Source organism: Streptomyces caniferus (assembly GCF_009811555.1).
Classification (GTDB): Bacteria; Actinomycetota; Actinomycetes; order Streptomycetales; family Streptomycetaceae; genus Streptomyces; species Streptomyces caniferus.
This window is the reverse complement of record NZ_BLIN01000005.1, coordinates 2,423,452-2,437,501: the sequence shown is the minus strand read 5'-3', so window position 1 is coordinate 2,437,501 and position 14,050 is coordinate 2,423,452. Positions and strand designations below refer to the sequence as shown.

Annotated in this window: 13 protein-coding genes; 9 read left to right on the top strand and 4 right to left on the bottom strand. The window is 73.3% G+C overall.

Going from position 1 to position 14,050, the window contains the following annotated elements; all coding sequences use genetic code 11:
• Window positions 1-13 precede the first annotated feature (13 nt).
• Window positions 14-1,396: a hypothetical protein gene (locus tag Scani_RS27295; protein ID WP_159480468.1), complete on the top strand. Its 1,383-nt coding sequence runs from the start codon at window positions 14-16 to the stop codon at window positions 1,394-1,396.
• Between the two features lie 75 nt (window positions 1,397-1,471).
• On the opposite strand, the gene Scani_RS27290 is transcribed toward Scani_RS27295, so the two are convergent.
• Window positions 1,472-2,794, bottom strand: coding sequence for a glycosyltransferase 87 family protein (locus tag Scani_RS27290; protein WP_159480467.1), 1,323 nt, complete (start codon window positions 2,792-2,794; stop codon window positions 1,472-1,474).
• A 225-nt stretch (window positions 2,795-3,019) separates the two neighbouring features.
• Here Scani_RS27290 and Scani_RS27285 point away from each other — a divergent pair, with 225 nt between their 5' ends.
• A complete protein-coding gene (locus tag Scani_RS27285; protein ID WP_159480466.1) occupies window positions 3,020-4,162 on the top strand; it encodes a glycosyltransferase family 4 protein in 1,143 nt (380 codons plus the stop codon).
• 236 nt (window positions 4,163-4,398) lie between these two features.
• Here the strand turns inward: Scani_RS27285 and Scani_RS27280 are convergent, their stop codons facing one another.
• On the bottom strand, window positions 4,399-6,195 hold the full coding sequence (locus Scani_RS27280; protein ID WP_159480465.1) for an AMP-dependent synthetase/ligase: 1,797 nt from the start codon (window positions 6,193-6,195) through the stop codon (window positions 4,399-4,401).
• A 274-nt stretch (window positions 6,196-6,469) separates the two neighbouring features.
• Between Scani_RS27280 and Scani_RS27275 the strand changes: the two genes are divergently transcribed.
• The 6 genes from Scani_RS27275 (at window position 6,470) to Scani_RS27250 (ending at window position 11,695) form a co-directional block, all read left to right on the top strand.
• The gene (locus Scani_RS27275) at window positions 6,470-7,246 is read left to right on the top strand and encodes a metallophosphoesterase family protein (protein ID WP_159480464.1); all 777 of its coding nucleotides are present in this window, start codon (window positions 6,470-6,472) and stop codon (window positions 7,244-7,246) included.
• Window positions 7,247-7,469: 223 nt separating this feature from the next.
• On the top strand, window positions 7,470-7,973 hold the full coding sequence (locus Scani_RS27270) for an SRPBCC family protein (protein ID WP_159480463.1): 504 nt from the start codon (window positions 7,470-7,472) through the stop codon (window positions 7,971-7,973).
• A gap of 2 nt (window positions 7,974-7,975) precedes the next feature.
• Window positions 7,976-9,178, top strand: a complete 1,203-nt coding sequence (locus Scani_RS27265; protein ID WP_159480462.1) for an ArsA family ATPase — start codon at window positions 7,976-7,978, stop codon at window positions 9,176-9,178.
• 105 nt (window positions 9,179-9,283) lie between these two features.
• A complete protein-coding gene (locus Scani_RS27260; RefSeq protein ID WP_159480461.1) occupies window positions 9,284-9,760 on the top strand; it encodes a DUF5304 domain-containing protein in 477 nt (158 codons plus the stop codon).
• A gap of 122 nt (window positions 9,761-9,882) precedes the next feature.
• Window positions 9,883-10,824, top strand: a complete 942-nt coding sequence (locus Scani_RS27255; RefSeq protein ID WP_159480460.1) for an ROK family glucokinase — start codon at window positions 9,883-9,885, stop codon at window positions 10,822-10,824.
• Window positions 10,825-10,945: 121 nt separating this feature from the next.
• The gene (locus Scani_RS27250; RefSeq protein ID WP_174872823.1) at window positions 10,946-11,695 is read left to right on the top strand and encodes an endonuclease/exonuclease/phosphatase family protein; all 750 of its coding nucleotides are present in this window, start codon (window positions 10,946-10,948) and stop codon (window positions 11,693-11,695) included.
• Between the two features lies 1 nt (window position 11,696).
• On the opposite strand, the gene Scani_RS27245 is transcribed toward Scani_RS27250, so the two are convergent.
• On the bottom strand, window positions 11,697-12,305 hold the full coding sequence (locus Scani_RS27245; RefSeq protein WP_159480459.1) for a hypothetical protein: 609 nt from the start codon (window positions 12,303-12,305) through the stop codon (window positions 11,697-11,699).
• Complete coding sequence (locus tag Scani_RS27240; protein WP_159480458.1) at window positions 12,292-13,089, bottom strand: alpha/beta hydrolase; 798 nt, start codon at window positions 13,087-13,089, stop codon at window positions 12,292-12,294. The genes Scani_RS27245 and Scani_RS27240 overlap by 14 nt, the downstream gene beginning before the upstream one ends.
• Before the next feature lie 162 nt (window positions 13,090-13,251).
• On the opposite strand from Scani_RS27240, the gene Scani_RS27235 reads away from it, so the two are divergent.
• The gene (locus Scani_RS27235) at window positions 13,252-13,998 is read left to right on the top strand and encodes a lysophospholipid acyltransferase family protein (protein ID WP_088797274.1); all 747 of its coding nucleotides are present in this window, start codon (window positions 13,252-13,254) and stop codon (window positions 13,996-13,998) included.
• The last annotated feature ends 52 nt before the right edge of the window (window positions 13,999-14,050 follow it).

The following is a 14,050-nucleotide window of genomic DNA, read 5'->3' as shown; positions in this document are numbered from 1 at the left end:
TACGATCGTCCGCATGTCACACCAGTGGGCGAGACGGCGGCCGTCGCGGGCCGCGGCGGCGGGCTGTACCGCCCTGCTCCTCGCGCTGCTCGCCCCGCTGGCCGGCTGTGCGCCCGCCACCTCCCCGCCGGCCCGCTACCCGGACGTCCAGCGGATGCTCGACAGCCGTGCGCGGGCCGTCGAGCGACGGGACGAGGCGGGCTTCCTCGCCTCCGTCGACCCACGGGCCACCGGCTACCGCGAACGCCAGCGGGCGATGTTCGGCCACCTGGCCGGAGTGCCGCTGGCCGACTGGCACTACGACCTCGACGCCACCGGCGCCTTCCCGCTGGCCGCCGGGGAGACCGGTACGCACCTGGCCGCGAAGGTGCAGCTGCGCTACCGCCTCAAGGGCTACGACACCTCGCCGGTGCACGCCGTCCAGTACCTCACCCTGACCCGGCGCAACGGACGCTGGCTGATCTCCTCCGACACCGACGGCGCGGCCGCGGGCAGGAGCGGCACCCGCCAGCTGTGGGACCAGGGCCCGGTGCGGCTGGTCCGCGGCCGGCGCAGCCTGGTCCTGGGCGGTCCCGCACATCTGGCGCGGCTGAAGGACCTGGCGCACCGGGTGGACCAGGCGGTGCCCGTGGTCTCGGCTGCCTGGAAGGGGAAGTGGTCCCAGAAGGTCGTGGTGGAGGCGCCGGACTCGGTCGAGCGGATGGCGCAGCTGATGGGCAGCGACGACGCCTCCGGTTATGCGGGGATCGCGGCCGTCACCACGGGCGAGGCCGGCGTCTCGGCGCCCGCGCCGGCGGACCGCGTGATCATCAACCCCGACGCCTACGAGGAGCTCAACGACCTGGGCCGCAGGGTGGTCCTCACCCACGAGACCACCCATGTCGCCACCCGCACGGCCACCACGGTGGCGACCCCGCTGTGGCTCTCGGAGGGCTTCGCCGACTGGGTCGCCTACCGGGGCAGCCACCGCAAGGCCACCGCCACCGCCCCCGAACTCACCCGCGCGGTCGCCCGGGGCAAGGTCCCCGCCGGCCTGCCGAGCGACCAGGACTTCGGCTTCAAGGCCGGTGCCGACCGGCTGGCCAGGGCCTACGAGGGCAGCTGGCTGGCCTGCCGGATGATCGCCGGCAAGTGGGGCGAGGCCAAACTGATCGCCTTCTACCGGGCGGCGGGGAAGAGCGGGATACGCGCTACGTCGGGGAGCGCGGGGGCGCCGATGGAGGCGGCCACCGCGGTCGCCGCGGGCTCCCGTCCGACCGTACGGGGCGTCGGCCCCGGACAGCGGCCGGCCCGCGCCGACCGGACGGACCGCGCGCTGCGCACCCAACTGGGCGTCAGCTTCGAGGAGTTCACCCGGCAGTGGCGGGCTTATGTGAAGGCACAGCTGCGGCGGTAGGCGGGGCGGGTCCCTGCGGCGGGTGTGCCGACGGCCCCGGCCCCGCGGGCGCCGCAAGGGCACCGAGGGCCGGGCTCAGCGGCCCGGGGACGGCGCCCCGTCCGCCGGTGTCCGCGGGGCGGAGCCCGTGAGCTGTGGGGGAGCGGCGGAGGTCTCGTCGGCCGGCCCGCGTGCGCCCACCACGCCGACGGGCTCCAGGGGCGCGGGTCCGTCGCCGCGCGTCGAGACCCACAGCCGGCGGCAGGCGAGCAGCGACGCGGCGACCAGCAGGCCGTTGCGCACGGCCAGCAGGGCGACGGCCGGCGGATCGCTCGCCACGATGTGCGCGAACCAGACGGGGAACTCCAGCTGGGTGATCCCGGTGGCCAGCAGGACCAGCACCGCCGGCAGCGTCTGCCGGCCGGCGCGTACGGTCACGCACACCGCGGCGAGCCCCACCAGCCAGAGCATGTACTGCGGGCTGATGACGCGGCTGGTGGTGGTGAACAGCAGGGTGGCGGTGAAGGCGGCCTCGCTCAGCGTCGCGGGGCCGAACTCCCGGGCGCGCACCCGCCACAGGAACAGCCAGCCCACGGCGGCCAGGCTCAGGGTGAGCGCCACGGTGCTGACGAGCCCGACACCCGGCCCGAGGAACTCCAGCGAGCCGTAGTGCAGCAGCACCTGCCCGTCCCACCCGTACTGCCGGGCGATATGGAAGACCAGCGCGCCGAGCGACTCGACCTCCGTCCCGCGGTCGCGCTGGAAGGTGAGGAAGGCCAGCGCGCCCGGTGCGGCCGCCACGAAGAGCAGGGTCAGTCCGGCCGCGGTACCCGCCGCGCTCCGCCACAGGGCGCGCGCCCGGCGGCCGCGCACCGCCGCCCCCGTCAGCAGCAGCACGGGCCAGACCTTCAGCAGCGCACCGAAGGCGACCAGCGCGCCCGCCACCCGCGGCCGGCGGGCGGCCGCGAACAGGGCCGCGGCGGCGACGGCGGCCACCATCAGGTCGTAGCGGGCGTACGCGGTCGGGCCCAGCAGCGCCACGCCCGCGATCCACACCCAGGCCCCCGCCGGGCGATGGCCCGGCCGCCGGCCGGCCCGCAGGAAGAGCGCCAGCGCTGCCGCGTCCGTGACCAGGATCAGGGTGAAGAACGCGGGGGCGTAGTCCAGGAACGGCAGCAGACCGGGGGAGAGGACGGCGAGCGCGGCGGCCGGCGGGTACTGCCAGGTCACATCGGCCAGCGGAAAGGTGCCGGTCCTCAGGACCTCGAACCAGCCGTGGTAGATCACCGAGACATCGGTGGTGACATCCGGTCCCGGCAGCACCAGCACCCTCAGGACGCACAGCAGGACCACGGCCCTGGTCACGGCCCAGGCCGCGACCGGGAGCCACACCCCGCGCGCTCTGCTGATGCTGCTCATCGTCACCTCATCGTTCGTCGGCCGTTGCCCGTCGGGGGGCGCCTGCGGTCCCGCGGGCCGGCTGCCCGGTCCGCCGCCGCCCGCGCATGCTCTCCGCATGATGCCGGTGGCGGCTGGTCACGACCGTAGACGAGGGACGGGCGTGGCGGGGTGGGCCGCCCCCTGCCGCCCGCCGACCGGTACTGTCGGGCCCGAACCGCCGAGACCGACCGCCGAGAGACCATCGTGCACAAGACCTTGATCGTCACGAACGACTTCCCGCCCCGGCCCGGCGGCATCCAGGCCTTCCTGCACAGCATGGCGCTGCGCCTGGACCCCTCCCAGGTCGTCGTCTACGCCTCGACCTGGAAGCGCGGCGCGGAGGGCCTCGCGGCCACCGCGGCCTTCGACGCCGAGCAGCCGTTCCCGGTGGTCCGGGACCGTACGACGATGCTGCTGCCCACCCCGAGGGTGACCCGGCGGGCCACCGGGCTGCTGCGCGAACACGGCTGCTCCTCCGTGTGGTTCGGCGCGGCGGCGCCGCTCGGGCTGATGGCCCCCGCGCTCCGCTCGGCCGGCGCCCGCCGCATCGTGGCGACCACCCACGGCCATGAGGCGGGCTGGGCGCAGCTGCCGGCCGCCCGGCAGCTGCTGCGCCGGATCGGCGAGGGCACCGACACGCTCACCTACCTCGGCGAGTACACCCGCTCGCGGATCGCCGGCGCGCTCACCCCGGAAGCGGCCGGGCGGATGGTCCAACTCCCGCCCGGCGTGGACGAGAAGACCTTCCACCCCGGCTCGGGGGGCGACGCCGTACGGGCCGCGCTCGGGCTCACCGGACGGCCCGTGGTGGTCTGTGTCTCGCGGCTCGTGCCGCGCAAGGGCCAGGACACCCTGATCGAGGCGATGCCGGCCATCGTGTCCGCGGTGCCCGACGCCGTCCTGCTGATCGTCGGCGGCGGCCCGTACGAGAAGGAGCTGCGCGCGCTGGCCCTGGAGAAGGGCGTCGGGGACTCGGTGCGCTTCACCGGCGCGGTCCCGTGGGAGGAGCTGCCGGCCCACTTCGGCGCCGGCGACGTCTTCGCGATGCCGTGCCGCACCCGCCGCGGCGGCCTGGACGTCGAGGGCCTCGGCATCGTCTACCTGGAGGCCTCCGCCACCGGACTCCCCGTGGTGGCGGGCGATTCGGGCGGCGCCCCCGACGCCGTCCTGGACGGCGAGACGGGCTGGGTCGTCCCCGGCGGCTCCCCGGCCCCCACCGCGGACCGCATCGTCACCCTGCTCCGGGACCCGGCCCTGCGCCGCACCATGGGCGCACGCGGCCGCGCCTGGGTGGAGGAGAAGTGGCGCTGGGACCTGCTGGCGGAACGGCTGAAGGAACTGCTCTAGGCCCCGCCCGCGTTCGGCGCACCCGACCCGGCGGGTCCGTGCCGCGGGGCGCGCTCGCCGGTGCGGCGCGGGCGGGCGGCGCCGGCGTGGAACGAAGAATCCGCCGCCGTGGCGCGCGGCCACGACGGCGGATTCCTGCGGTACCTGACCGGCCCGGTGTGGGCCGGGCTCGCTAGGGCCTGTTTTCAAAGTCCCGCCTGCCCTGCGGGCGAACGACGGGACTTTGAAGACAGGCCCTAGGCGCGGTAGATCGCCTCGATCTCCTCCGCGAAGTCCTTCGCCACCACGTTCCGCTTGAGCTTCAGCGACGGCGTGACATGGCCCGACTCCTCGGTGAACTGGGCCGGGAGGATACGGAACTTGCGCACCGACTCGGCCTTGGAGACGGCCGCGTTGCCGTCGTCGACGGCGCGCTGCACGGCGGCCAGCAGCTCCGGGTCCTCGGAGATCTGAGAGGGCGTCACATCGGCGGGGTGGCCGTGCTCCTCGGCCCAGCGGGGCAGGAACTCCTCGTCGAGGGTGACCAGGGCGCCGATGAACGGCCGGCCGTCGCCGACGACCATGCACTCGGCGATCAGGGCGTGGGACCGGATGCGGTCCTCGATCACGGCGGGGGCGACGTTCTTGCCGCCCGCGGTGACCAGTATTTCCTTCTTGCGGCCGGTGATGGCGAGGTAGCCGTCCTCGTCGAGGGTGCCGAGGTCGCCGGTGTGGAACCAGCCGTCGGACAGCGCCTCCTTGGTGGCCGACGGGTTGTTCCAGTACTCGGTGAAGAGGTGCTCGCCGTGCAGCAGCACCTCGCCGTCGTCGGCGATCCGCACGACCGAACCGGGCAGCGGCTGGCCCACGGTGCCGATCTTCTGCCGGTCCCAGGGGTTGAAGGCGGTGGCCGCACAGGACTCCGTCAGGCCGTAGCCCTCCAGGGCGGTGAAGCCGATGCCGCGGTAGAAGTGGCCGAGGCGCTCGCCCAGCGGGGCGCCGCCGGAGATGGCGTGGGTGGCGCGGCCGCCGAGGACGGCGCGCAGCTTGCTGTAGACCAGCCGGTCGAAGACCTTGTACTTGAGCTTCAGCCCGAACGCCGGCCCCTCGGGGGTGTCCAGCGCGCGGCTGTAGGCGATCGCGATGTCCGCCGCCTTGTCGAAGACCTTGCCCTTGCCGTCGGCCTGCGCCTTGGCCCGCGCCGAGTTGTAGACCTTCTCGAAGACCCGGGGCACGCCCAGGACCAGCGTCGGACGGAAGGAGGCGAGGTCGTCGGTGAGGTTCTTGATGTCCGGGGCGTGGCCCAGCTTGATGGGCGCCATCACCGCGGCGACCTGCACCAGCCGGCCGAAGACGTGCGCGATGGGGAGGAAGAGGAGCACCGAGGAGTCGCCGGTGCGGAACAGCGGCCGCAGTCGTTCGACGATGTTGCCGCACTCGGCGAAGAAGCTGCGGTGGCTGAGCACACAGCCCTTGGGGCGGCCGGTGGTGCCGGAGGTGTAGACGATGGTGGCCGGGGCGTCCGCGTCGGCGAGCGCGCTGCGCGCGTCCACCTCGTCGTCGGAGACACCGGCGCCCGCGGCCCGCAGCCGGGCGATGGCGTCCCGTTCGATCTGCCAGATGTTCTCCAGGTCCGGCAGCCGGTCGCGGACCGATTCGACGGTCGCCTCGTGGGTGGGGGATTCCACCAGGCAGGCCACCGCACCGGAGTCGCCGAGTATCCACTGGATCTGCTCGGCCGAACTGGTCTCGTACACGGGGACGGTGACGGCGCCCGCGCTCCAGATGGCGAAGTCCAGCAGCGTCCACTCGTAGCGGGTGCGCGACATCAGACCGACCCGGTCGCCGGGCTGCACACCCGAAGCGATCAGACCTTTGGCGGCGGCGCGGACCTCGGCGAGGAAGGTGGCGGCGGTGACGTCCTGCCACGCACCGTTCACCTTGCGTCCCATGACGGCAACATCCGGGTGCTGCGCGGCATTTCGGCGGATGAGATCCGTCAGATTGCCGTCCGCGGGGACCTCGTACAGGGCCGGAAGGCTGAACTCGCGCAAGACTGCTGCTCCTCAAAAGCGCCGGCGCCACGACGCTGTGTGTGCACCGGCGGCGGTCCATGATCATGCAGGGGGGATTGGACTGCCCGGACGTTACCCATGGGTATTGCTTTTGGGATAGGGGGGAAAGGCCAGATGTTCGATGCGTCACACGCGGGGGGACACGCCATGGGGACTTGTCCCGCGCAGACTAGACCAGCGGGTCGGTGACCCGAAAGTAACCCCTGCCCCCCGCCCCCTCCCCGCACCCGCCCGCGCGATCTAGGGTGACGCCATGCGTGTGCATGTGGTCAGTGACGTACACGGCAACAGCCGGGACCTCGCGGCGGCCGGAACCGGTGCCGACGCCCTGCTCTGCCTGGGTGACCTGGTGCTCTTCCTCGATTACGCGGACCATTCGCGCGGCATCTTCCCCGACCTCTTCGGCGCCGCGAACGCGAGCGCCCTGGTCGAACTGCGCACCGCCCGCCGCTTCGAGGAGGCCCGCGCACTCGGGCGCCGGCTGTGGGGCGAACTGGACCGTACGGGCGTGAGCCGCGAGTCGGTCATCGAGGGCGCGGTCCGCAAGCAGTACGCCGAACTCTTCGCGGCCTTCCCCACCCCCACGTACGCCACCTACGGCAACGTCGACATCCCGCGCCTGTGGCCCGAGTACGCCGCACCCGGCACCACCGTCCTGGACGGCCAGCGGGTGGAGATCGGCGGCCGGGTCTTCGGGTTCGTCGGCGGCGGGCTCACCACGCCGATGCGCACCCCGTACGAGATCGGTGACGAGGAGTTCGCCGCCAAGGTCGAGGCGGTCGGCGAGGTGGACGTGCTGTGCAGCCACATCCCGCCGGACGTCCCCGAGCTCTGCTACGACACCGTCGCCCGCCGCTTCGAGCGCGGCAGCGCGGCCCTGTTGCACGCCATCCGCACCACCCGTCCGCGCTACGCCCTCTTCGGCCATGTGCACCAGCCGCTCGCCCACCGGGTCCGCATCGACGGCACGGAATGCATCAATGTCGGCCATTTCAATGCCACCGGGACGCCCTATGTCATGGAGTGGTGAGAGCGGCGCCCCGGGGCGCTGAGCCCGGTGGCGGGCGTCCGGCCGGGTGGGCCGGCCGACGCCCGCCCCGTCGTTGCGGGCCTGCTGGTGTCCGCCCGCGTTCCCCCGCGCGGTAGCCTTCAGCAGCAGAGACCGCGTAATGGGGTCGCCCCTGCTCGAACGGAGCCGAGAGCTTGGGGAAGGTCGGCGGACCGGCATGAATCGGCATGGAGGAGTCACGGCGATGGCCGAACACACCAGCTCGAGCATCACGATCGAGGCGGCACCCGCCGAAGTGATGGGAGTGATCGCCGACTTTGACCGCTATCCGGAATGGACCGGAGAGGTCAAAGAGGCAGAGGTGCTCGCCAAGGACGACCGCGGCCGCGCCGAGCAGGTGCGCCTGCTGCTGGACGCCGGAGCGATCAAGGACGACCACACCCTCGCCTACACCTGGACCGGTGAGAGCGAGGTCAGCTGGTCCCTGGTCAAGTCGCAGATGCTGCGCGCCCTCGACGGTTCCTACCGTCTCGCCGCGCTGGGCAACGGCGCGCGCACCGAGGTGACCTACCAGCTCACCGTCGACGTCAAGATCCCGATGCTCGGAATGATCAAGCGCAAGGCGGAGAAGGTCATCATCGACCGCGCGCTGGCCGGGCTGAAGAAGCGCGTCGAGAGCGGCCCCGCCGACCACCTCGCAGGGCCCGCCGACGCGGCCGGTTCCGCCGACGAGGCCAAGAAGCTCTGAGCGTGCGCATCGTCCTCGTCACGGGCCCCGGCGGCGCGGGCCGCACCACGCTCGCCGCCGCCACGGCCCTGGCCGGCGCCCGCCGGGGCGCTCGGGCGCTCCTGCTCACCACCGAGAGCAGCGCCCCGGAAACGGTGCTGGGCACCCCCCTCGGCGCCGACGCCCCCACCCAGATAGCCCCGGGCCTGCACGCCCTGCGCATCGACCCCGGTGACCGCTTCCGCCAGGAGTTCCTCGCCTTCCAGGAGCGGGCCGGCGCGGCCCTCGACCTGCTCGGGGCCAGCCCCCTCGACGAGGACGAACTCACCGAACTCCCCGGCTCCGAGGACTTCGCGCTGCTGCACGCGCTGCGCGCCGAACACGCCTCGGACGACTGGGACCTGATCGTCGTCGACATGCCCTCGGCCGCCGAGACGATCCGGCTGCTCGCCCTCCCGGCCCAGGTGCGCCGCTATCTGCGCCGCCTGCTGCCCCCCGAGCGCCAGGCGGCCCGTGCGCTGCGGCCGGTGCTCGCCCAGCTCGCCGGCGTCCCGATGCCGGCCCAGAAGCTCTACGACGCCGCCGAGCGCTGGGAGAGCGAACTCGCCGCCGTCCAGCGGGCGATCGACGACCCCGGCACATCCGTCCGCCTGGTCACCGACGCCGGCCCGGTCGCCGCCGCCAACCTGCGCACCATCCGCGCCGGCCTCGCCCTGCACGGCCGGCGCACCGACGGCGTGGTGGTCAACCGGCTGCTGCCCACCGGCTCGGCGGATCCGTTCCTCGCCGGCCTCTCCGGCAGCCAGCAGGCGGCGCTCAAGGCACTGCGCGAGGAGTTCCCCGACGTCCCGGTCCACGAGGTGGCGCACCTGGGACGCGACCCGCGGGGCGTCGACGAGCTGGACGAGTTGATCGACGGGACGGCCGGCGAGATCGGCGCCGCGGGACCCGCCGACGGGCCCCGCCCCGACCCCTGGACCGTCGAGGACCGGCTGGCCACCGACGGCATCCTCGTCTGGCGGGTGCCGCTGCCCGGCGCCGAGCGCAAGGGCCTCGGCCTGGTGCGCCGCGGCGACGAGATCGTGGTCAGCGTCGGCCGCTTCCGGCGGATCCGTACGCTCCCCTCCGCGCTGCGCCGCTGCACCGTCTCCGGTGCCGGACTGCGCGACGGCGCCCTGGAGATCCGCTTCACCCCGGATCCCGGCCTGTGGCCCAAGAGCGACTGAACGCGGTACCACCGTTCGGGTACCGTCGAGGGTGGGCCCCGCCCGAGGTGCCCGCCTTGCACCTCTTCGCCGTACCGCCTCGCCGCAGGAGTCACGGAGTTCCTCATGAGTGATGCCACCGAGCGCCCCGCCGACCGCGGGGCCGAGCCCGACGCCGACGCCTGGGAGACGGCCTGCGCCGAGGACCTCGCCGCGGAGAAGGCCCGGCACCGCGCCGCCCACGGCCCGCAGCCGGGCAGCGCGGCGGAGGAGCTGCGCAAGCTCGCCGACGCGGTGACCGACAAGCTGGCCGGTATCCAGCTGCCCGGCGCGCTGGGCGGCATCGCCGCGCAGGGGGCCGTCAGCCAGCTGTTCAAGCAGGCCAAGGCCGCCGTCGAGCCGGTCATCGAGCGCAACCCCGACCTCTTCGACCACCTCGCCGCGGCCGGTTCCGAGCTGCTCGCCGCCTACCGCTCCGCCGTCGAGAGCAGCGAGCGCCGCTGGACCCGCGACGACCTCGACGAGCCGGCCGAGGGCCGCCGCGGCGACGACCCGCGTGACGACGACGGTCCCACCGGCACCGAGCGGATCGATCTCGACTGAGTCCCGCCGCCTCGCGCACCAGGGGAAGCCGCCCAGGTCCTCCGCCTTGAAGGGCGTGGTCGGCGCCCCCGCCTCCGGTACGGTGGGTCCCGGCGGGGTTCGAGCGAAAAACTGAGGGACACATGGGACTCACCATCGGCGTCGACATCGGCGGCACGAAGATCGCGGCCGGCGTGGTCGACGAAGAGGGCTCGATCCTTGAGACGTGCAAGGTGCCGACTCCGCATGCCACCGACGCGCTGACCGAGGCCATCGCGGACGCGGTGCGGACCGTCGGAGCCGGTCACCACGTCGAGGCCGTCGGCATCGGTGCCGCCGGCTATGTCGACGAGAAGCGGGCCACGGTCCTGTTCGCACCGAACATCGACTGGCGCCACGAACCGCTCAAGGACAAGGTCGAGCAGCGCGTCGGCCTCCCCGTGGTGGTCGAGAACGACGCCAACGCCGCGGCCTGGGGCGAGTACAAGTTCGGCGCCGGCCAGGGCCACAGCGACGTCATCTGCATCACGCTCGGCACCGGCCTGGGCGGCGGCATCATCATCGGCAACAAGCTGCGCCGCGGCCGCTTCGGCGTCGCCGCCGAGTTCGGCCACATCCGGGTCGTGCCCGACGGCCTGCTCTGCGGCTGCGGCAGCCAGGGCTGCTGGGAGCAGTACGCCTCCGGCCGCGCCCTGCTGCGCTACGCCCGCCAGCGGGCCTTCGCCACCCCCGAGAACGCCGAGATCCTGCTGGCGCTCGGCGACGGCACCTCCGAGGGCATCGAGGGACGGCACATCAGCGAGGCCGCCCGCCAGGGCGACCCGGTCGCCATCGACTCGTTCCGCGAGCTGGCCCGTTGGGCCGGCGCCGGTCTCGCCGACCTCGCCTCGCTCTTCGACCCCTCGGCCTTCATCGTCGGCGGCGGCGTCTCGGACGAGGGCGAACTCGTCCTGGGCCCGATCCGCAAGTCCTTCCGCCGCTGGCTGGTCGGCAACCAGTGGCGGCCGCACGCCCAGGTGCTCGCCGCCCAGCTCGGCGGCAAGGCCGGTCTGGTCGGCGCGGCCGACCTGGCGCGCCAGGGCTGACCGCCCGGGGCCCTCGGCGCCTGCTCATCCGTACGACACCGTCCGTCGCGTCCCCCGGGGATGCGGCGGACGGTGCTCTATCTTGGCCCGCGTGACGATCCCGGTGAGAGGACCCGCCGCCTTGATCCCGCTTCCCGACTCCCGTACCGAGCCCGACGGCACGGCCGTGATCCGGGTGCTCAGCTACAACATCCGCTCGATGCGCGACGACCGGGGCGCGCTGGCCAGGGTGATCCGGGCCTGTGCGCCCGATCTCGTGCTGGTCCAGGAGGCGCCGCGGTTCTTCCGCTGGCGCAAGGCCGCCGAGAAGCTGGCCCGCGCCGCCGGTCTGGTGTACGTCACCGGCGGCGGCACGACCGCGGGCCCGATGATCCTGTGCAGCCTGCGCGCCCATGTGGAGCGCACCGAGGACGTCCTGCTGCCCCGCACCCCCGGACTGCACCAGCGCGGTTTCGCCACCGCCGTGGTGCGGATCGGCGGGGCCCGGCTCGGTGTGCTCAGCTGCCATCTCAGCCTCGCCGCCCGGGAGCGCGACGAGCAGGCCGGGCTGCTGCTGGAGCGGCTGGCCGCCCTGGACGTGCCGTACGCCGTCGCCGGGGGCGACCTCAACGAGCGGCCGGAGGGCCGCAGCTTCCGGCGGCTGGCGGGGGTGCTCACGGACGCCTGGGCGGCCAGGCCGTGGGGCGGGGAGCTCACCTCCACGCCCCACGACCCGCATCAGCGGATCGACGCGATCTTCGCCACGCGGGGCGTGGAGGTCCTCGGCTGCGGCGTGCCGCACGGTCTGCCGGGAGTACGGGAGGACGACCTCACGGCCGCCACGGACCATCTGCCGGTGCTGGCCGCACTGCGGGTGCCGGCCGAGGGCTGACTCACACCACCGCGCCGCCGCCCGGCCGGTCGTTGTCGTCCTCGTCGTCGTTCTTCATCCGGGCCACGAGGGTGGCGAACCCGCCGAGGAAGCCGCCGATGCCCAGGAGCGTGATCCACCACGTCACCGGCTGCTGGAACAGCACCATGGCCACCAGCAGCATCGGGCCGCCGATCACCGCGATCCAGGCGAACTTGGCGGTGACATCGGCCTCGGGCAGCGGGGGCGGTTCGGGCGGGGTGAAGTGGCCCTCGTCGGTCTCGTCGAAGTCGTCGTCGGACGCTTCCGCGGGGGTCCAGCTGCGCGGGCCGACGCCGGGCGCGAAGACGACGAAGCTGCCCGGGCGGGGCGCGTCGGCCTTGCCGTCCGCGGCCTTGTCGTCCGGGGCACCGCCGTCCTGGGCGCCCTCCTCGGTGTCCTTCTCGGCGCGCTTCGTGCCCTCTTCCCCCGCCGGCTCGTCCTTGCCGTCGCCGTCGCCGTCGCCGTCGTCCCTGTCGTCTCCGTCCACCGGGGGGAACGACGGCTGGTCGCCGTAGCCCGCCACGATCTCGGCCCAGGCGGCCTCTTCGTCCAGCGGGTCCCGGGGGTCGCGGGGGCTACGCTCCGCCACTGGCCGCCGTCCCCTCCGAAGCCGCGTCCGCCTGCGCGTGCGGCGCGAGCCGGGTGATGAAGGCGAAGGTGTCCCGGAAGATCTGCTCCGCGTCGTGGTCGAGGGTGGCGACGTGGAAGCTGCGTTCCAGCAGTGTCTGCCGGACGTCCGTCGAGGACACCCGGCTCAGGATGCGTTCGGAGTCCACCGGCGGGACGACATGGTCCTGCGGGCTGGTCATCACCAGCAACGGCTGGGTGACGCCGGGGAGTTCGGAGTCGACCTGCTGGAAGAAGCGGCGCACCGAGTACGCGGCGTGCAGCGGCACCCGGTCGTAGCCGACCTCCTCGGCGCCGGGCCTGGCGATGTCGCTCGTCAGCCCCTTGGTGGTCCGGACGAGATGGCGCAGCACCGGCAGCAGCGGCCCGGCCGCGTCGTGCACCTTGTTGGCGGGGTTGACCACGGCCACTCCGCTGATGGCGTCGCCGTGCTTGGCGGCCAGCCGCAGCGCCAGCGCGCCGCCCATCGACAGGCCGCAGACGAAGACCGTGGTGCAGCGCTCGGTGAGCGCCCGCAGCTCGCGGTCGACCTCGGCGTACCAGTCCTGCCAGGTCGTGATCTGCAGGTCCTGCCAGCGGGTGCCGTGACCGGGCAGCAGCGGCAGACTGACCGTGAGCCCCTGGTCGGCCAGATACTCGGCCCAGGGGCGTACGGACTGGGGGGAGCCGGTGAAGCCGTGGCACACAAGGACGCCGACCTCTCCGCCGTCACGGCGGAACGGCTCGGCTCCGGGAAGGAGCGGCACCGGGGGACTCCGATCGATGAGGGGGCCTGGCGAGTTACCTCAGGGTACGCAAAGTGACGGCGGGCGGATAGGTCCGGCGGCAGCCGCGGCACGAGGGGGCCACCGGGGCAGGTTAAGGTCTTTGCGTCACACACAGGAGGCAGTCGGTTGATCTACGGCGCAATGAAGTTTTCCATCGGCGGGTCGCTGAAGCTTGCCTTCAGGCCCTGGGTGGAAGGCATCGAGAACATCCCCGCCGAGGGCCCGGCGATCCTCGCGAGCAACCACCTGTCCTTCTCGGACTCGTTCTTCCTGCCCGCGGTGCTCGACCGCAAGGTGACCTTCATCGCGAAGTCCGAGTACTTCACCTCTCCGGGGGTCAAGGGCAAGCTGACCGCCGCGTTCTTCAAGGGCGTGGGCCAGCTTCCGGTGGACCGCTCGGGCGGCCGGGGCGCGGGCGAAGCGGCGATCAAGAGCGGCATCGAAGTGCTGGAGCGCGGTGAGCTGTTCGGCATCTACCCGGAGGGCACCCGCTCGCCGGACGGCCGGCTCTACCGCGGCAAGCCGGGCGGTCTGGCCCGGGTGGCGCTGGCCACCGGGGCGCCGGTCATCCCCGTAGCGATGATCGACACCGAGAAGGTGCAGCCGCCGGGCAAGATCGTGCCGAAGATGATCCGGCCGGGCATCCGTATCGGCAAGCCGCTGGACTTCACCCGCTATCAGGGCATGGAGGGCGACCGCTTCATCCTGCGGTCGGTCACCGACGAGGTCATGTACGAGATCATGAAGCTGTCCGGCCAGGAGTACGTCGACATCTACGCGACCGCGGCCAAGCGGCAGATCGCCGACGCGGCGAAGGCCGAGGCGGCACAGGCCGAGGCGCAGAAGAAGGCCGAGGCGGAGCGGGCCAAGAAGGCGGCCGCCGAATAGACGCGCAGGGCCGAGACCGGGCGTGAGCGCGCCCGGCGAGGGGGACGGCAAT

Coding starts and splice junctions, on each gene's coding strand:
- Scani_RS27235 (WP_088797274.1), top strand. CDS start 13,252: ATGAAGTTTTCCATCGGCGGGTCGCTGAAGCTTGCCTTCAGGCCCTGG.
- Scani_RS27295 (WP_159480468.1), top strand. CDS start 14: ATGTCACACCAGTGGGCGAGACGGCGGCCGTCGCGGGCCGCGGCGGCG.
- Scani_RS27275 (WP_159480464.1), top strand. CDS start 6,470: ATGCGTGTGCATGTGGTCAGTGACGTACACGGCAACAGCCGGGACCTC.
- Scani_RS27290 (WP_159480467.1), bottom strand. CDS start 2,794: ATGAGCAGCATCAGCAGAGCGCGCGGGGTGTGGCTCCCGGTCGCGGCC.
- Scani_RS27260 (WP_159480461.1), top strand. CDS start 9,284: ATGAGTGATGCCACCGAGCGCCCCGCCGACCGCGGGGCCGAGCCCGAC.
- Scani_RS27255 (WP_159480460.1), top strand. CDS start 9,883: ATGGGACTCACCATCGGCGTCGACATCGGCGGCACGAAGATCGCGGCC.
- Scani_RS27270 (WP_159480463.1), top strand. CDS start 7,470: ATGGCCGAACACACCAGCTCGAGCATCACGATCGAGGCGGCACCCGCC.